General features: G+C 60.9%; 18 protein-coding genes. 15 read left to right on the top strand and 3 right to left on the bottom strand.

What is annotated here, in order from left to right; translation table 11 throughout:
* Positions 1 to 23 precede the first annotated feature (23 nt).
* Both queA and tgt read left to right on the top strand, forming a co-directional pair.
* Positions 24 to 1,103: a tRNA preQ1(34) S-adenosylmethionine ribosyltransferase-isomerase QueA gene (queA, locus tag ACO06R_RS12400; protein WP_421850175.1), complete on the top strand. Its 1,080-nt coding sequence runs from the start codon at positions 24 to 26 to the stop codon at positions 1,101 to 1,103.
* Positions 1,100 to 2,230, top strand: coding sequence for a tRNA guanosine(34) transglycosylase Tgt (gene tgt, locus ACO06R_RS12405; protein WP_421850178.1), 1,131 nt, complete (start codon positions 1,100 to 1,102; stop codon positions 2,228 to 2,230). Before queA ends, tgt begins: the two co-directional genes overlap by 4 nt.
* On the opposite strand, the gene ACO06R_RS12410 is transcribed toward tgt, so the two are convergent.
* The gene (locus tag ACO06R_RS12410; RefSeq protein ID WP_421850181.1) at positions 2,227 to 2,655 is read right to left on the bottom strand and encodes a DUF4864 domain-containing protein; all 429 of its coding nucleotides are present in this window, start codon (positions 2,653 to 2,655) and stop codon (positions 2,227 to 2,229) included. The two genes, tgt and ACO06R_RS12410, sit on opposite strands and share 4 nt — an antisense overlap.
* 95 nt (positions 2,656 to 2,750) lie before the next feature.
* Here ACO06R_RS12410 and ACO06R_RS12415 point away from each other — a divergent pair, with 95 nt between their 5' ends.
* The 13 genes from ACO06R_RS12415 to ACO06R_RS12475 all read left to right on the top strand — a co-directional run bounded on the left by ACO06R_RS12415 (position 2,751) and on the right by ACO06R_RS12475 (position 14,626).
* A complete protein-coding gene (locus ACO06R_RS12415) occupies positions 2,751 to 3,662 on the top strand; it encodes a VOC family protein (RefSeq protein ID WP_421859370.1) in 912 nt (303 codons plus the stop codon).
* 11 nt (positions 3,663 to 3,673) lie between these two features.
* The gene (kdsA, locus tag ACO06R_RS12420; RefSeq protein ID WP_421859373.1) at positions 3,674 to 4,513 is read left to right on the top strand and encodes a 3-deoxy-8-phosphooctulonate synthase; all 840 of its coding nucleotides are present in this window, start codon (positions 3,674 to 3,676) and stop codon (positions 4,511 to 4,513) included.
* Between the two features lie 98 nt (positions 4,514 to 4,611).
* Positions 4,612 to 5,886 (top strand): phosphopyruvate hydratase, encoded by a 1,275-nt coding sequence (eno, locus tag ACO06R_RS12425; RefSeq protein ID WP_421850184.1) that lies wholly within the window; start codon positions 4,612 to 4,614, stop codon positions 5,884 to 5,886.
* Between the two features lie 194 nt (positions 5,887 to 6,080).
* Entirely contained in the window at positions 6,081 to 6,356 is a 276-nt protein-coding gene (locus ACO06R_RS12430; RefSeq protein ID WP_421850187.1) for an FtsB family cell division protein, read from the top strand.
* A 131-nt stretch (positions 6,357 to 6,487) separates the two neighbouring features.
* Positions 6,488 to 7,528: a pyruvate dehydrogenase (acetyl-transferring) E1 component subunit alpha gene (gene pdhA / locus ACO06R_RS12435; RefSeq protein ID WP_421850191.1), complete on the top strand. Its 1,041-nt coding sequence runs from the start codon at positions 6,488 to 6,490 to the stop codon at positions 7,526 to 7,528.
* A 12-nt stretch (positions 7,529 to 7,540) separates the two neighbouring features.
* On the top strand, positions 7,541 to 8,917 hold the full coding sequence (locus ACO06R_RS12440; protein ID WP_421850194.1) for a pyruvate dehydrogenase complex E1 component subunit beta: 1,377 nt from the start codon (positions 7,541 to 7,543) through the stop codon (positions 8,915 to 8,917).
* 11 nt (positions 8,918 to 8,928) lie between these two features.
* Complete coding sequence (locus ACO06R_RS12445) at positions 8,929 to 10,281, top strand: pyruvate dehydrogenase complex dihydrolipoamide acetyltransferase (protein WP_421850197.1); 1,353 nt, start codon at positions 8,929 to 8,931, stop codon at positions 10,279 to 10,281.
* 13 nt (positions 10,282 to 10,294) lie between these two features.
* Positions 10,295 to 10,933, top strand: coding sequence for an SGNH/GDSL hydrolase family protein (locus ACO06R_RS12450; RefSeq protein WP_421850200.1), 639 nt, complete (start codon positions 10,295 to 10,297; stop codon positions 10,931 to 10,933).
* Positions 10,934 to 11,018: 85 nt separating this feature from the next.
* Complete coding sequence (locus ACO06R_RS12455; RefSeq protein ID WP_421850203.1) at positions 11,019 to 11,282, top strand: YdcH family protein; 264 nt, start codon at positions 11,019 to 11,021, stop codon at positions 11,280 to 11,282.
* A gap of 79 nt (positions 11,283 to 11,361) precedes the next feature.
* Positions 11,362 to 12,807, top strand: coding sequence for a dihydrolipoyl dehydrogenase (gene lpdA / locus ACO06R_RS12460; RefSeq protein ID WP_421850206.1), 1,446 nt, complete (start codon positions 11,362 to 11,364; stop codon positions 12,805 to 12,807).
* A 95-nt stretch (positions 12,808 to 12,902) separates the two neighbouring features.
* The gene (locus tag ACO06R_RS12465; RefSeq protein WP_421850209.1) at positions 12,903 to 13,151 is read left to right on the top strand and encodes a GlsB/YeaQ/YmgE family stress response membrane protein; all 249 of its coding nucleotides are present in this window, start codon (positions 12,903 to 12,905) and stop codon (positions 13,149 to 13,151) included.
* A 25-nt stretch (positions 13,152 to 13,176) separates the two neighbouring features.
* The gene (gene lipA / locus ACO06R_RS12470) at positions 13,177 to 14,142 is read left to right on the top strand and encodes a lipoyl synthase (RefSeq protein WP_421850212.1); all 966 of its coding nucleotides are present in this window, start codon (positions 13,177 to 13,179) and stop codon (positions 14,140 to 14,142) included.
* A 10-nt stretch (positions 14,143 to 14,152) separates the two neighbouring features.
* The gene (locus ACO06R_RS12475) at positions 14,153 to 14,626 is read left to right on the top strand and encodes a type II toxin-antitoxin system RatA family toxin (RefSeq protein ID WP_421850215.1); all 474 of its coding nucleotides are present in this window, start codon (positions 14,153 to 14,155) and stop codon (positions 14,624 to 14,626) included.
* Here the strand turns inward: ACO06R_RS12475 and ACO06R_RS12480 are convergent.
* Both ACO06R_RS12480 and ACO06R_RS12485 read right to left on the bottom strand, forming a co-directional pair.
* Positions 14,623 to 15,141 (bottom strand): CinA family protein, encoded by a 519-nt coding sequence (locus ACO06R_RS12480; protein ID WP_421850218.1) that lies wholly within the window; start codon positions 15,139 to 15,141, stop codon positions 14,623 to 14,625. The two genes, ACO06R_RS12475 and ACO06R_RS12480, sit on opposite strands and share 4 nt — an antisense overlap.
* Entirely contained in the window at positions 15,138 to 16,394 is a 1,257-nt protein-coding gene (locus ACO06R_RS12485; protein WP_421850221.1) for a bifunctional 2-C-methyl-D-erythritol 4-phosphate cytidylyltransferase/2-C-methyl-D-erythritol 2,4-cyclodiphosphate synthase, read from the bottom strand. The genes ACO06R_RS12480 and ACO06R_RS12485 overlap by 4 nt, the downstream gene beginning before the upstream one ends.
* Positions 16,395 to 16,495: the final 101 nt, after the last annotated feature.

The following is a 16,495-nucleotide window of genomic DNA, read 5'->3' on the forward strand; positions in this document are numbered from 1 at the left end:
GGCGGTCTGCCCGCCGTTTGCCGATGCGCGTGGATGCTTTCGACTTCGACCTGCCGGATGAACGCATAGCGATCCGTCCGGCAGAACCGCGCGACAGCGCGCGATTGCTGGTGGTTCATCCGCCGGCAAGCGCTGACGACATGCGCGTGACCGATCTGCCGAACCTCCTCGAACCCGGTGACGTGATGGTGTTCAACGACACCAAGGTCATCCCCGCCCAACTTGAGGGTGTACGCAACCGGCCAGGCGGAGAGCCCGCGCATGTCGGCGCAACGCTTCACATGCGTGTTGCGTCCGACCGCTGGAAAGCCTTCATTCGCGGCGCAAAGAAGCTGAAACAGGACGATCGAATTCGGTTCGCATCGGGCGCCGACGGTCTAGCGTCCCTCGACTGTACCGTTGTTGCCAAGGGTCATGATGGCGAAGCAGAACTGAGGTTCGACGTCGCCGGGCGCGAACTTGATGCGGCGCTCGCGAGGGTTGGGCACGTCCCGTTGCCGCCCTACATCGCCTCCAAACGCCCCGAGGATGCGCGCGACAGGGACGACTACCAGACGATCTACGCGCGCGAGGAGGGGGCGGTTGCCGCTCCGACGGCCGGCTTGCACTTTACGCCTGACCTGTTCGATCGCCTGGACGCGCGCGGGGTCACGCGTGAATTCGTGACGCTGCATGTCGGCGCAGGCACGTTTCTGCCGGTCAAGGCCGCGGACACCGAGGATCACCGGATGCACTCGGAGATCGGGCAGGTGAGCAGCGAAACCGCGAGCCGGCTGAACAATATCCGCGCGAAGGGTGGCCGCATTATCGCGGTCGGCACAACGTCACTTCGCCTGCTTGAAAGCGCGGCCGCTGACGACGGGACCATCCACCCGTGGTCGGGCGCTACCGATATCTTCATCACGCCGGGTTATCGCTTCAAGGCGGTCGATGCGCTGATGACCAATTTCCACCTGCCGCGATCCACGCTGTTCATGCTGGTCTCGGCCTTCAGCGGGCTGGAAGTCATGCAAGCGGCCTACCGCCACGCCATCGACAACGCATATCGCTTCTACTCCTACGGCGACGCCTGCTTGCTGTTCCCGCAGGAGAACGCCGAATGAGTGCTCATTTCGGTTTCCAGCTGATCGCAACCGACGGCGATGCCCGTCGTGGAACGGTAACGACATCCCGAGGCGAGATCCGAACGCCCGCGTTCATGCCGGTCGGAACGGTCGGCACAGTCAAGGCGATGTATCTGGACCAGGTGCGCGATGCCGGTGCCGACATCATTTTGGGCAACACCTACCACCTTATGCTGCGGCCCGGCGCCGAACGGGTGGCGCGCCTGGGCGGTCTGCACGAATTCATTCGCTGGCCATATCCGATCCTCACCGATTCCGGTGGATTTCAAGTCATGTCGCTCGCTGGACTGCGACAGATGAGCGAGAAAGGCGTGGTTTTTCAGTCACATATTGACGGCTCTCGTCACGAGATGACGCCGGAGCGGTCAATCGAGATCCAAGGGCTGCTCGGATCGGACATCCAGATGCAGCTGGATGAGTGCGTGGCGCTCCCCGCCGGATCGGACGACATCCGAAAGGCGATGGAGCTTTCGCTTCGCTGGGCGGAGCGCTGCAAGACCGCGTTTGGCGATCAGCCAGAAAAGGCGATGTTCGGTATCGTGCAGGGTGGCGATGATGAACGGATGCGCGAGGAATCGGCGCGTGCATTGGCAGCTCTCGGTCTCAAGGGCTATGCGGTGGGCGGGCTCGCTGTCGGCGAGCCGCAGGATGTGATGCTCGCCATGTTGCAGGCGACCTGCCCGATCCTGCCGGCAGATCGGCCGCGTTACCTGATGGGCGTCGGCACGCCGCAGGATATCCTGCGCTCGGTCGCACGCGGGATAGACATGTTCGATTGCGTCATGCCGACCCGCTCCGGCCGTCACGGTTTGGCGTTCACGCGGCGCGGGCGCGTGAACCTGAAGAACGCCCGCCATGCCGAGGACCACCGTCCGCTCGACGAAGAGTCGACTTGCCCGGCGGCGCGCGACTATTCGCGGGCGTATCTGCACCATCTGATCAGATCGGGCGAGTATCTCGGCGCCATGCTGCTCAGCTGGAACAACATCCACTACTATCAGCAGCTGATGCAGGGCATTCGCGGCGCGATAGAGGAAGGACGCTTCGCTGCATTTGCCGCCGAAACCGAAGCCGCGTGGCTGCGTGGCGATATCGACCCGCTCTAGGTCATTCCGGCAGCGCCACGGCGCAGGCTCACGCCGTCGACCTTCCACGATCCGTCGCCTTGTCGCTCCATGAAATAGACAGCCGTGTAGTCCTCACCGCCCGGTCCCTGGATCAGCACCTCCCAGACAAGCCGGCCATCGGCGAGGTTCTCCATGCGGCCGAAGGCATAGTTGCCTGGCCGCAGCACCGGCAGATAGCCGGTGCGCACCATCGACATGAACTGCTCAAGGCTGGGAAACAGCTTGCGGATGCCCGGCGACGCATAGGAATAGGCTTCATCGAAGTCGCCGGCGAGAAACGCCTCAAGCTGCCGCGTGACTATGTCCTGTGCCGCGCTTTCATCGGGCGATTGAGCATGCACCGTGTTTGCCGCCATCGCGATCATCGCAGCGCCCGCGAGCAACCGAAGCAATCCTGTTTTCATATCTGTCTCTCCCGCTATCCGGCTTGAGATAGGGGCGTCGGGCGCGCTGGCAATGAGTGCTTGAACGGCCGCGCTGTTTCGTGCACATCTCCGCCATGCCGGAAAACCCCGATACCATCGATGATCCCGCTGCGATCGACCACGTCGTATTGCCGGTCGGTTCGCTGGCAGTCACACGCGTCCGATTGTCCTCGCTGGGTTTCACCGTCGCGCAGGACGCGATCCATCCTTTCGGCACCGAAAACGCGTGCGTCTATTTCGCCGATGGAACGTTCCTGGAGCCGCTGGCCGTCGCACAGCGCGAGACCTGCGAACGAACCGCCTCGAAGGGTAATGTCTTCACGGCCCGCGATCAGGCCTATCGTTTTCGCCGCGGCGAAGATGGTTTTTCCGCGCTTGCAATGGCAACTACCGACGCCACCAGGGATCACAACCGTTTCAAGCGGGAAGGCGTATCGGCGGGACGAAAGCTTGCTTTCGGTCGCAGAATGACAATGCCGGACGGGCGCGCGGAAACGGCAAGTTTCCGTCTCGCTTTCGCTGCCGATCTGCGGTCGCCCGATGCGTTCTTTTTCGTTTGCGAGCGCGTGCGCGTGCCGCAGATCGATATGTCGGAACTTCGCGTCCACGACAATGGTGCATCCGGCATCGCGGAGGTCGTCTTGAGCGAAGCCAATCCGACCGATTTCCAGTACCTCTTGCAGGCCGTGCTATCGAATCGCGAGACAGAGGCACACTCCTTCGGAATGCAAATCGCGGCAGCAAACGGCCTTGTCGATGTCATGACACCGGAAGGTCTGACCGCCCACTACGGTAGCGAACGAAAAACCGCCGGGCGCGGGCTTTGTTTGGAGGGATTCGTTTTGCGCTGCCGGTCGTTGCCCGAAGTCCGCAACCTGCTCGAGCAACGCGGTGTCGAATTCCACGAATGCATCGACACGCTGATTGTGCCCGCCGCGCCCGGCCAGGGCTGTTTCATCGCCTTCCGGGAGCCGCCCAACCAGTGAGCGAGACTGACATGATCACGCCCAACGCAGTCGTGACCGCCGGCAATGTGAGCTTCTCCAACAGCGGAAATCTGGCATTGATCGCCGGGCCATGCGCGATGGAAAGCCGGGAGCATGCATTCGATATGGCCGGTGCCTTGCAACAATTGTGCCGCGAGGCGGGGATCGGCCTCGTCTACAAATCCTCCTTCGACAAGGCCAATCGCACATCGCTCGCCAGCAAGCGCGGGATCGGTCTTGAACGCGGGCTTGAGGTGTTTGCCGACATCCGGCGCGAATTCGGCCTTCCGGTTCTGACCGACGTCCATACCGAAGAACAGTGCGCCGTGGTCGGTGAGATCGTGGACGTTTTGCAGATCCCGGCATTTCTATGCCGCCAGACGGACCTGCTGCTGGCAGCGGCACGCACCGGCAAGGTGGTCAACGTCAAGAAGGGCCAGTTCCTGGCGCCCTGGGACATGCAAAACGTGCTCGCCAAGGTCGTCGACGCCGGCAATCCGAATGTGATGCTGACGGAGCGTGGCGCTTCCTTCGGTTACAACACGCTGGTTTCCGATATGCGTTCGCTGCCGATAATGGCCGGGTTCGGCGCGCCGGTGATCTTCGACGCGACGCACTCGGTACAGCAGCCGGGCGGTCGGGGCGGTACTTCGGGCGGCGAACGCCGTTTCGTAGAGACGCTTGCGCGCGCCGCGGTGGCCGTGGGTGTCGCTGGCGTTTTCGTGGAGACCCATCAAGACCCTGACACCGCACCGTCCGACGGCCCCAACATGGTGCGCCTCGCAGACATGCCGCGCCTAATCGACACGCTCATGGCTTTCGATGCCGTGGCCAAACGCGCTGAAGGCTGAAGGCCCGGCTGTCATTTTATCGCGGCAGGGCTGTTTTACTTTAACCACGGCTCCGTTAAGGCAAGCCGGACGCGAACACCAACTGGAGTGACTGGATCATGAGCGCTATTGCGGACATCATTGGCCGTCAGATTTTCGATAGCCGCGGCAACCCGACTGTGGAGGTCGATGTAATCCTGGAGGATGGAACGCTCGGCCGGGCCGCCGTCCCGTCAGGCGCATCGACAGGCGCTCACGAAGCCGTTGAATTGCGCGACGGTGGCGACCGTTACAAAGGCAAGGGTGTCACCAAAGCCGTTTCGGCAGTGAATGGGGCGATTTTCGACGCCATCGGCGGCATGGATGCGACGCAGCAGGCCAAGATAGATGCCACCATGATCGAGCTTGACGGTACGCCGAACAAGGCACGTCTTGGCGCAAACGCAATCCTCGGTGTTTCGCTTGCGGTCGCAAAGGCCGCCGCTGCCTATTCCGGCATGCCGCTCTACCGCTATGTCGGCGGCACCAATGCTCATGTGCTGCCGGTTCCGATGATGAACATCATCAATGGCGGCGCGCATGCCGACAACCCGATCGACATCCAGGAATTCATGATCATGCCGGTGGGTGCCGAGAGCGCTGCCGACGCGGTCAGGATTGGCTCCGAAATCTTCCACACGCTGAAGTCGGCGCTCAATAAGGCCGGCCACAACACAAGTGTCGGCGACGAGGGCGGTTTCGCGCCGAATCTGAGTTCGACAAACGAAGCGCTCGACTTCATTATGTCGGCCGTCACCGCTGCCGGCTTCACGCCCGGCGACGATGTCCGCCTGGCGCTCGATTGTGCTGCCTCTGAATACTACAAGGATGGCAAGTACGAACTGGCGGGTGAGGGCAAGTCCCTGACCTCCGAGGAGAACGCCGCCTATTTGGCCAACCTCGTCGCCAACTATCCGATCATCTCCATCGAAGACGGAATGCACGAAGATGATTGGGAAGGCTGGAAAGTCCTGACCGAAAAGATCGGCGGGAAATGCCAACTGGTTGGTGACGACCTTTTCGTCACGAATACCGCCCGGCTGCGCGACGGCATAAAGATGGGCGTCGGCAACTCGATCCTCGTCAAGGTCAATCAGATCGGGTCGCTGACCGAGACGCTGGATGCTGTCGAGACCGCGCACAAGGCGGCCTATTCAGCCGTGATGTCACACCGATCCGGCGAAACCGAGGACGCGACGATTGCCGATCTCGCGGTCGCCACGAACTGCGGGCAGATCAAGACGGGTTCGCTCGCACGCTCCGACCGGTTGGCGAAGTACAACCAGCTGATCCGCATCGAGGAGGAGTTGGGCGCTCAGGCAAGCTTTGCCGGACGCTCGATCCTGCGTGACTGATTGCAAGGCACCCGTGCCTGAGAATGCCGCCGGTTCACGCCGGCGGCTCCCGAGGCAACAAAACGCCCATTCCGATTTCGCTGTTTAGGTGCGTTTAACCAAACCGGAATATCTTTGCCTGATCTGCTTGAGGCTTTGTATTCCGTATCATGTGGACACGCCACCGCCGCCATTCCCCATTGCGTCATCTGGTCATGCCGGTTCTGGCAGTGGCAGTGCTCAGTTACTTCGCGCATCACGCGACCAGTGGATCATTCGGGCTTGAGGCGCAAAGCAACTATGCCGAGCGTATCGTCACGCTGCAAAGCGAGCTGGCGCTGCTGCAGAGCGAAAGCGCCAAGCTGAAGCGTCGCACAAAAATGCTCCGCGACGGGTCGCTCGACCGCGACATGATCGATGAGCAGGCTCGGCGCTTGCTTGGCATGACCCGTCAGAATGAAATCGTAATTCTGCATGCAGGCAATAGTTAACTGATATCAAGTTAATTGCTGTTTTTGGTGATGCGACAACATCTTGACGCATAGCTCCCATTCTTAAAAGGCGGTTGCCAAACCCCCAAGTTCCGCTACCCTTAGTGCTGTAAGCATTTAGGGAGAGATGCATGGCAACGCGGGCGAAAAAAGCCTCCGCCACCTCGGCGAAGGCGCGAAACAGCTTATCTCTATCGGCGCCGCCACCGGCGGAGTTCACCAACGAAGAGGAGCTTCGCGCCTACCGCGACATGCTGCTTATCCGCCGTTTTGAAGAAAAGGCCGGCCAGCTCTACGGCATGGGATTTATCGGCGGGTTCTGTCATCTTTACATTGGCCAGGAAGCGGTCGTCACCGGGATGCAGATGGTGATGATCGAAGGCGATCAGGTCATTACGGGCTATCGCGACCACGGCCATATGCTGGCCACCGGCATGGAATCGCGCGGTGTCATGGCGGAGCTGACCGGACGCCAGGGCGGTTACTCGAAAGGCAAGGGCGGCTCCATGCACATGTTTTCCAAGGCCACCCATTTTTATGGTGGTCACGGGATCGTTGGCGCTCAGGTCTCGCTCGGCACCGGGTTGGCATTCGCAAACAAGTACCGCGAGAATGGCAACGTGTCTTGCACCTATTTCGGTGATGGCGCGGCCAACCAGGGCCAGGTTTACGAAAGCTTCAACATGGCCGCGCTCTGGCAGCTTCCGGTCATCTACATCATCGAGAATAACCGCTACGCGATGGGCACGGCCGTCAGCCGGGCGTCCGCGCAAACCGACTTCTCGCAGCGGGGCGCCTCCTTCGCCATTCCGGGCATGCAGGTCGACGGCATGGACGTTCGCGCGGTGAAATCGGCCGCCGAGATCGCGCTGGACCATTGCCGATCGGGCAAGGGGCCGGTCATCCTCGAGATGCAGACTTACCGCTATCGCGGACACTCCATGTCGGACCCGGCCAAGTACCGCTCGAAAGACGAGGTGCAAAAGATGCGTTCCGAGCGCGATCCGATCGAGCAGGTGCGGGCGCGTATTCTCGAGAAGAAGTTTGCCGATGAAGGCGAACTGAAATCCATCGACAAGGAGGTCCGCGAAATCGTCAGCGATGCCGCTGAATTCGCGCAGACTGATTCCGAGCCGGATGTATCCGAGCTCTACACCGACGTACTGCTCTAGGGGAGGAAGCAGATGCCTATCGATATTCTGATGCCCGCGCTTTCTCCGACGATGGAGGAGGGTAACCTCGCCAAATGGCTCAAGAAGGAGGGCGATACCGTAACGTCCGGCGATGTTATCGCTGAGATCGAAACCGACAAGGCGACAATGGAGGTCGAAGCCGTCGACGAGGGCGTGATCGGCAAAATCCTGGTGGCCGAAGGCTCAGAGAACGTCAAGGTCAACACCACCATCGCTGTCTTGCTGCAGGATGGCGAAAGCGCCGACGACATCGGTAAAGCCGCCGCGCCAGCCGCGCCTGCTGCAACCGCCGAACCGGCCCAGACAGCGGAAGCGCCCGCGATTCCGGCTGCGCCCATTGCCGTTGAGGCTCTGGCGGATCCGGAGATTCCGACCGGCACCGAGATGGTTTCGACGACCGTGCGCGAAGCTTTGCGCGATGCGATGGCCGAGGAGATGCGCCTGGACGGCGATGTTTTCGTGATGGGTGAGGAGGTCGCCGAATACCAGGGCGCCTACAAGGTGACCCAGGGCCTGCTCGACGAGTTCGGGGCCAAGCGCGTCGTCGACACCCCGATCACCGAACATGGATTTGCGGGCATCGGCGTCGGTGCGGCGATGACTGGCCTGAAACCGATCGTCGAGTTCATGACATTCAACTTTGCCATGCAGGCGATCGACCAGATCATCAACTCGGCGGCCAAGACGCTCTACATGTCAGGCGGTCAGATGGGCGCTCCGATGGTGTTTCGCGGACCGAACGGCGCAGCCGCCCGTGTCGCCGCACAGCACAGCCAGGATTATGCGGCTTGGTATAGCCACGTGCCGGGTCTCAAGGTCATCCAGCCCTATAGTGCGGCCGACGCGAAAGGCCTGCTCAAGGCAGCGATCCGTGACCCAAACCCGGTCATCTTCCTGGAAAACGAGATCCTCTACGGCCAATCCTTCGATGTGCCGAAGCTCGACGATTTCGTACTCCCGATCGGCAAAGCCCGCATTCACAAGACCGGCAAGGACGTGACCATCGTCTCCTTTGGCATCGGCATGACCTATGCCGTCAAAGCGGCCGAAGAACTGGCCGGTATCGGAATTGACGCTGAGGTGATCGATCTGCGCACCATCCGTCCGATGGACCTTCCGACGGTAATCGAGAGCGTCAAGAAGACCGGCAGGCTGGTGACCATCGAGGAAGGGTTCCCGCAATCATCGGTCGGCGATTTCATTGCCAACCGCGTGCAGCGCGAGGCCTTCGACTATCTGGACGCACCCGTCGTCACGATTGCCGGCAAGGACGTGCCGATGCCCTACGCGGCCAATCTTGAAAAACTCGCCTTGCCGAATGTCGGCGAAGTGGTCGATGCGGTCAAAGCCGTGACCTATACGAGCTGAGGGAGCGCACCATGCCGATCAACATCACCATGCCCGCGCTTTCCCCGACCATGGAGGAGGGCAACCTCGCCAAGTGGCTGGTCAAGGAAGGCGACGCAATCGCACCCGGCGATGTCATCGCCGAGATAGAAACCGACAAGGCGACAATGGAAGTCGAAGCCGTCGATGAAGGTACCGTCGCCAAGATCCTCGTTGCCGAGGGCACCGAGGCGGTCAAGGTCAACGCGGTCATCGCCATCCTGGCGGCCGAAGGCGAGGATGTTGCCGCTGCGGCCACATCTGACGGCGGCGGCGCGGCTCCCGTGGCTGCGGAAGCGGAGCCAAATGCGGCATCAGCGCCGGCTGCTCCGGCACCCGCAACCCCGACGCCCGCAGCGGCACCTGCCGTGTCCGTCGCGGACGATGCGAAAGCCGGGCCGGTCCCGGTCAAGGATGGGCAGAAGGTGTTTGCTTCGCCACTTGCGCGCCGCATCGCCGGCGCCGAAGGTATCGACATCACGGCAATCACCGGCACCGGACCGCATGGCCGCATCGTCAAGCGAGATGTCGAGGCATCACTGGCGAGCGGTGTGACAGCCGCGCCGGTCGCAACAGAAGCACCGGTACCGGCTGCTGTTCCCGCCGGCCCGACCAGCGACGCCGTGCTGCGGAACTTCGAGGAAGGCTCCTACGAACTTGTCAAGCATGACAACATGCGCAAGACCATCGCCAAGCGGTTGCAGGAATCCAAACAGACCATCCCTCACTTCTATGTTTCGGTCGACTGCGAACTCGATGCGCTGCTGAAACTGCGCGCGGAACTGAACGGCGCGGCACCGGTCAGTGACGAGAAACCGGCCTACAAGCTGTCGGTCAACGACATGGTCATCAAGGCGCTGGCGCTCGCGTTGCGTGACGTGCCGGACGCCAATGTGTCCTGGACCGACGAGGCCATGGTCAAGCACAAACATGCCGATGTCGGCGTCGCGGTTTCCATTCCGGGCGGATTGATTACGCCGATCGTTCGCCAGGCCGAGATGAAGCCGCTCTCGGTCATCTCCAACGAAATGAAGGATCTCGGCGCCCGCGCAAAGAACCGCAAGCTGCAGCCGCAGGAGTACCAGGGCGGTACGACAGCGGTCTCCAACATGGGCATGATGGGCGTCAAAAGCTTCTCGGCGGTCGTCAATCCGCCGCATGCGACCATTCTGGCGGTCGGTGCCGGCCAACAGCGCCCGGTCGTCAAGGACGGAGCCCTCGCCATCGCGCAGGTAATGACGGTCACGCTGTCGACCGACCATCGTTGCGTGGACGGGGCGCTCGGCGCCGAATTGCTCGCGGCCTTCAAGGGCTACATCGAAAACCCGATGAGCATGCTGGTCTAGGCGGCCCGTGGCGATGAAGACCGCTCTCGCCTTCGGGGATTCTCTGACATGGGGTTTCGATCCTGTCGCCCCGTCACGTCATGAGGCGGAAAACCGCTGGCCGGACGCACTGTCGGCAGCGTTGACCGGCCGGGCGAGGGTGATCGCGGAGGGTTTGAACGGACGGACGACGGCATTCGACGACTGGCTGGGCGCTGCGGACCGCAATGGCGCGCGCATGCTCCCGACCTTGCTCGACACCCACAAACCGCTCGACCTCGTCATCATCATGCTCGGGACAAACGACCTGAAGGCAAACATCGCCGGGCGTGCGATAGACGCGAAACTCGGCATGAAACGCCTGGTTTCGATTGTCCGTACGCATTCCTGGGAGCCGGTCGCTTGCGCGCCGGAAATCTTGCTGGTCTCGCCACCGCCATTTTGCGAGACGGCGAACCCGGATTTCGCCGCCACTTTTGCCGGGAAGATCGAGGAATCGCACATGCTGGCGACGATGTATGCGGATCTTGCCGATGAGCTGGAGTGCGGCTTTTTCGACGCGGCCTCGGTCGCGCGGACTTCGCCGATCGACGGCGTTCATCTTGATGCTGAAGAAACCAAGGCGATCGGCAAGGCTTTGGCACCGGTCGTAACACTGATGCTTGGTCTTTGAACCGGGTTTGTCATTGATAATGATCAAGGAGGCGTAGACCGGAGACTTTAGGCTCGGAGGAACCCGCATCGAAAGGAGCGCTCCGATGTCGCATGTCCCGCATGAACTGGCCGAGGAATTCCCGGAGCTGGTTAATCAGATACATCGCCTGCGCGAGACGGATGGCCACTTCCACCGGATCACCGACGAGTACCACGAAGTGAACCGGGCTATCCACCGCGCCGAAACGAAGATTGAGCCGTGCGACGACTTCCGGATGGAAGAGATGCGCAAGCAGCGCATGCAGCTCAAGGACGAAATATACGGGATACTGACGAGACCCGAACCTGCAGCCGAGGATTTCGGCTAGCGCTAACCGGTCTCCGCATCCCGAATAACAATGCGGGTCGTGCGAACGTCCCGCCGGATTGCGAGAAGCGGAGACGGAAATGGCCGAAAACTACGACGTCATCATCATCGGTTCCGGACCTGGGGGCTATGTCACCGCCATCCGGGCCGCACAGCTTGGTTTCAAGACAGCGATTGTCGAGCGAGAGCATCTCGGCGGCATCTGCCTGAACTGGGGCTGTATCCCCACCAAGGCGCTGCTGCGTTCGGCAGAGATGATGGACTACGCCACGCATGCCAGCAACTACGGTCTCAAGATCGAAGGAACCGTGGCCGCCGATGTGAAAGCCGTGGTGGACCGCTCGCGCGGCGTCTCGGCACGGCTCAATGGCGGCGTCGGTTTTCTGATGAAAAAGAACAAGGTGGACGTCATCTGGGGCGAGGCCAAATTGGCCGGCAAAGGCAAGATCGTCGTCGCCAAATCGTCCAAGCAACCGATGCAGCCGCAACACCCGGCGCCCAAAGGCACCAAGGGAGAAGGCGAATACACCGCCAAGCACATTATCGTTGCGACCGGCGCGCGTCCGCGGGCGCTTCCCGGCATCGAACCGGACGGCAAGCTGATCTGGACCTATTTTGAAGCGATGGTGCCGCAGGACCTGCCGAAAAAGCTGGTGGTCATGGGGTCCGGTGCGATCGGCATCGAGTTCGCGAGCTTCTACAATTCGATGGGGTGTGATGTCACCGTGGTCGAACTGATGCCGACGATCATGCCGGTCGAAGACGCTGAAATCTCCGGTATCGCGCGCAAGCAACTCGAAAAGCATGGTCTAAAGATCCACACCGAAGCAAAGGTCGCCAAGGTCGACAAGACCGCAAATTCGGTTACCGCGACTGTCGAATTGAAGGGTGGCAAAACCGAAACGATCACCGCCGATCGCCTGATCTCCGCTGTCGGGGTTCAGGGCAACATCGAGAATCTCGGTCTCGAGGGCCTCGGCGTGAAGACGGATCGCGGCTGTATCGTCATCGACGGTTATGGGCGCACGAATGTGGACGGTATCTACGCCATCGGCGATGTCGCCGGTCCGCCCATGCTGGCCCACAAGGCCGAACACGAGGGTGTCATCTGCATCGAGAAGATCGCCGGTGTGCCCGGCGTTCACGCGATGGACAAATCCATGATCCCCGGATGCACGTATTGCCACCCACAAGTTGCGTCGGTTGGGCTTACCGAGGCAAAAGCCAAGGAAGCAGGCAGGGACGTGCGCGTCGGCCGTTTTCAGTTCGGCGCCAACGGGAAAGCAATCGCGCTGGGTGAGGATCAGGGTTTGATCAAGACCATCTTCGACAAGAAGACAGGACAACTGCTCGGTGCGCACATGGTTGGTGCGGAAGTAACTGAGCTGATTCAAGGATTTGTCGTGGCGATGAACCTGGAGACGACGGAGGAAGAACTCATGCACACCATCTTCCCGCATCCGACCCTCTCGGAAATGATGAAAGAAAGCGTGCTCGACGCCTATGGCCGGGCATTGAATGCCTGATTGCCGCGCGCTCGTGACGAGAGCACCTGAAACGCCTATATGTTCATTCGCCGCCGAGAGTGGCACGACCAACCCGCAGCAGACAGGAGAGTGACATGGACCCCAAAGGACTTGCTGTTTTTCTGATTATCGGCCTGATCGCCGGCTTCCTTGCATCCTTCGTTGTTGGTGGTGGCGGTTTGGTCCGTTACCTGCTGACCGGTGTGATCGGCGCGTTTGTCGGCGGTTTCCTGTTTTCGGCGCTTGGCATCAATCTCGGTATCTCCAACGCGCTCGTGAATCAGGTTATCACATCGACCATCGGCGCCATCGTCGTGGTGCTCCTGGCCCAGCTGATCGCATAATCCGCCGGGCGGAAAGGTCCACATCATGGTAACAGTCGTTGACATGCGGAACACCGGCAGCCGGCCGCGTCACCCGGAAAAGGCGCACAGGCCGGACCAGCCGGTGCAGATGAAGAAGCCTGACTGGATTCGCGTGAAGGCGCCGACATCGCGGGGCTACAGCGAAACGCACTCCATTGTGAAATCACACAACCTGGTGACCGTGTGCGAAGAGGCCGGCTGCCCGAACATCGGCGAATGCTGGGACAAGAAGCACGCTACGTTCATGATCATGGGTGAGATTTGCACCCGTGCTTGCGCGTTTTGTAACGTCGCAACCGGGAAGCCGCTGCCGCTCGACCGCGACGAGCCGCGAAATGTGGCCCTCGCGGTCGCCAAGATGGGTTTGAACCACGTCGTGATCACGTCGGTCGACCGCGATGATCTGGATGATGGCGGTGCGCAGCATTTCGTGGATGTCATCCATGCCATTCGAGCCGAAGCACCTGAAACCACCATCGAGATCCTGACGCCAGATTTCCTGCGCAAGGAGGGCGCCCTCGAAAAGGTCGTCGCCGCGCGCCCGGACGTGTTCAACCACAATCTCGAAACAGTGCCGTCGAACTACCTGACTGTGCGCCCCGGCGCACGTTACTTCCATTCGATCAGGCTTCTGCAGAGGGTCAAGGAACTCGATCCGTCGATCTTCACCAAGTCGGGCATCATGGTCGGCCTCGGTGAGGAGCGCAACGAGGTGCTGCAGTTGATGGACGACCTGCGGTCGGCGGAAGTCGACTTCCTGACTGTCGGCCAGTACCTCCAACCGACCAAGAAGCACCATTCAGTGATCCGCTTTGTGCCGCCGGACGAGTTCAAGGCGCTGGAGACTTCAGCCTATGCCAAGGGTTTTCTAATGGTCTCAGCAAGCCCGCTGACCCGTTCGTCGCATCACGCCGGCGACGATTTCGCCAAACTGCGCGCCGCTCGCGAGGCCAGACTAGAGGTCGCCTGACAGCGTAAAGATGCCGAGTTTCGAAGACCGTACGACCGTACCCCATACAGCGACCCAGATGTTCGATCTGGTTGCCGATGTAGAACGTTATCCCGAGTTCCTTCCGATGTGCGAGGCGCTCAAGATCCGCGACCTGCGCGTCCGAGACAGCAAGACAATGCTCGTCGCCGATATGACTGTCGGCTACAAGCTGATCCGAGAAACCTTCACAAGTCAGGTCCTTCTCAAACCGGAAGATCGCGCCATCGATGTTTCCTACATCGACGGTCCGTTCAAGTATCTCGACAACCGATGGACGTTTGTCGACCGGAGCGCGGGCGGAAGCGACGTCGTGTTCTTTATCGATTACGAGTTTCGCAGTCGCGCGCTTGGTGCGCTGATGGGGGCGATGTTCGATCGGGCATTTCACATGTTCTCCAACGCATTCCAGAAACGGGCGCTGGAAATCTATGGGCGGCCCGACGATATACGTGTCACAGCTTAATCTGGGGCGCGATCCGGTGCGAGACGAATGGTCTGGGCCAGGATCTCAAGCGCGGCACGGACGGCTTGTTCGCGAATGCTGGCGCGCCCCTGATCCGGAAACATAGTGCTGTGCACGAACGTTGGCGCCCAAGCCGCCGCACAGCCGAACCAGACGAGACCGACCGGTTTCAGATCGCTTCCGCCACCCGGACCCGCGATACCCGTGACAGATATCGTCGCATCGGCGTTTGAATGGGCTAGGGCGCCTTCGGCCATTGCCGCCGCGACCTCGTCGGATACCGCGCCATGTTGTTCGATCAGGCTGATCGGGACACCGAGCATCTCGATCTTGGCTTCGTTCGTGTAGGTTACGAAACCCCGGTCCACCATCGCAGACGAACCGGCGATACTTGTCAACGCGCCCGCGATCAACCCGCCGGTGCACGATTCCGCTGTCGCAAGCATGAGATCTTTCGCGACGCAAAGTTCCAGCAACTCGGCAACGAGGTCGCCTGTTCCGCCATTATCGTTCATGAACCTACTCCATCACTGGCAAAGACCGCGGTAGCGGTGGCCAATGCGACGATTCCCTCGCCACGACCGACAAAACCGATCCGTTCATTGGTCGTTGCCTTGACCGACACGCGCGCAACATCAATGTCCATGATCCCGGCGACTGCTGCCCGCATGGCGTCGCGGTGCGGGCCGATCTTCGGCGCCTCGCAAACCAGCGTGACATCGCAATGGGTTATGGTGCCGCCGGCGGCACGCACGAGCTCCGCCGCGTGCCGCAGGAAGATGTCCGAGTTCGCGCCCTTCCACTGAGGATCTGAAGGCGGGAAGTGGCTGCCGATGTCGCCCGATGCGACTGTGGCAAGCAGCGCATCTGTCAAGGCATGCAGACCGACATCGGCGTCTGAATGGCCGGACAACCGGAAGGGATGTTCGATTTTGACGCCGCACAGGACGATCCCGTCTCCGGCTACCAGTTGGTGTGTGTCATATCCATGACCGACCCGCACATCCGGCACGGTCGCTTTAGCCTTGTCCAGCATGCGTGTGGCGTCCTTAAAATCCTGCGGATAGGTCAGCTTGATATTGCTGTTATCGCCCTCGATCACTCGAACGGGCCGCTGCGCCCACTCGAAAACCGACGCGTCATCGGTGAATTCGGTATCATCTTTTCCTGCGGCACCAACGTGGGCATCAATGATCGCGGCGAGTGGAAACGCCTGCGGCGTCTGCGCCCTGTAAAGACCCGTCCGCGGCACGGTGCGTATGACAGAACCTTCGGTGTCTGTTTCCTTGATCGTTTCGGAGATCGGCAGCGCCGGCAATACGCCGACATCCGGCTCGCCGGCGAGCGTCACTTCAATCCGCTCAAGCAATGCGACCGACACGAGCGGCCTTGCCGCATCATGGATCAACACATGGCTCGGCGCCTGATCCGTGGCGGCAAGATGCCGCAGCCCATTCAGCACCGAAGCTTGTCGGGTGATGCCGCCAAGCGTTTCATGGATGTTTGCATCGGTCTCGCCTATTGCGCGTGCCAGCAGGTCGGCGTCATCCGCATGGCGAACGATAACGATCGGACAGGCTCTGTTCCACGCCCGGAATGCATCAACCGTCCGGCGAATAACGGGTTTTCCAGCCAGATCGCGGTACTGCTTGGGCCCGGTTGAGGGATCGCCAGCGCGTTCACCGCGACCGGCTGCCACGATAACGACGCCGATTGATTGTTCTGGCTGGCTTATCGGCACGCTCTGCCCTTTCGAAATGCGGAGCATCGTGCCAGACAGCAAGGCACCGATGCTTGCCCCGCTTTAACACACAGGGGCGATTGCACAATCGATCATGATTGTCTAATAATTAGGCAAGAAATGATCAT

It is taken from the genome of Oricola sp., assembly GCF_965230365.1.
In the GTDB taxonomy this organism is placed as follows: Bacteria; Pseudomonadota; Alphaproteobacteria; order Rhizobiales; family Rhizobiaceae; genus Oricola.

What these genes read in the sequence shown, in the direction of transcription:
- queA (WP_421850175.1), top strand. Translation starts at nt 24, where the DNA reads ATGCGCGTGGATGCTTTCGACTTCGACCTGCCGGATGAACGCATAGCG.
- tgt (WP_421850178.1), top strand. Translation starts at nt 1,100, where the DNA reads ATGAGTGCTCATTTCGGTTTCCAGCTGATCGCAACCGACGGCGATGCC.
- ACO06R_RS12410 (WP_421850181.1), bottom strand. Translation starts at nt 2,655, where the DNA reads ATGAAAACAGGATTGCTTCGGTTGCTCGCGGGCGCTGCGATGATCGCG.
- ACO06R_RS12415 (WP_421859370.1), top strand. Translation starts at nt 2,751, where the DNA reads ATGCCGGAAAACCCCGATACCATCGATGATCCCGCTGCGATCGACCAC.
- kdsA (WP_421859373.1), top strand. Translation starts at nt 3,674, where the DNA reads ATGATCACGCCCAACGCAGTCGTGACCGCCGGCAATGTGAGCTTCTCC.
- eno (WP_421850184.1), top strand. Translation starts at nt 4,612, where the DNA reads ATGAGCGCTATTGCGGACATCATTGGCCGTCAGATTTTCGATAGCCGC.
- ACO06R_RS12430 (WP_421850187.1), top strand. Translation starts at nt 6,081, where the DNA reads ATGCCGGTTCTGGCAGTGGCAGTGCTCAGTTACTTCGCGCATCACGCG.
- pdhA (WP_421850191.1), top strand. Translation starts at nt 6,488, where the DNA reads ATGGCAACGCGGGCGAAAAAAGCCTCCGCCACCTCGGCGAAGGCGCGA.
- ACO06R_RS12440 (WP_421850194.1), top strand. Translation starts at nt 7,541, where the DNA reads ATGCCTATCGATATTCTGATGCCCGCGCTTTCTCCGACGATGGAGGAG.
- ACO06R_RS12445 (WP_421850197.1), top strand. Translation starts at nt 8,929, where the DNA reads ATGCCGATCAACATCACCATGCCCGCGCTTTCCCCGACCATGGAGGAG.
- ACO06R_RS12450 (WP_421850200.1), top strand. Translation starts at nt 10,295, where the DNA reads ATGAAGACCGCTCTCGCCTTCGGGGATTCTCTGACATGGGGTTTCGAT.
- ACO06R_RS12455 (WP_421850203.1), top strand. Translation starts at nt 11,019, where the DNA reads ATGTCGCATGTCCCGCATGAACTGGCCGAGGAATTCCCGGAGCTGGTT.
- lpdA (WP_421850206.1), top strand. Translation starts at nt 11,362, where the DNA reads ATGGCCGAAAACTACGACGTCATCATCATCGGTTCCGGACCTGGGGGC.
- ACO06R_RS12465 (WP_421850209.1), top strand. Translation starts at nt 12,903, where the DNA reads ATGGACCCCAAAGGACTTGCTGTTTTTCTGATTATCGGCCTGATCGCC.
- lipA (WP_421850212.1), top strand. Translation starts at nt 13,177, where the DNA reads ATGGTAACAGTCGTTGACATGCGGAACACCGGCAGCCGGCCGCGTCAC.
- ACO06R_RS12475 (WP_421850215.1), top strand. Translation starts at nt 14,153, where the DNA reads ATGCCGAGTTTCGAAGACCGTACGACCGTACCCCATACAGCGACCCAG.
- ACO06R_RS12480 (WP_421850218.1), bottom strand. Translation starts at nt 15,141, where the DNA reads ATGAACGATAATGGCGGAACAGGCGACCTCGTTGCCGAGTTGCTGGAA.
- ACO06R_RS12485 (WP_421850221.1), bottom strand. Translation starts at nt 16,394, where the DNA reads ATGCTCCGCATTTCGAAAGGGCAGAGCGTGCCGATAAGCCAGCCAGAA.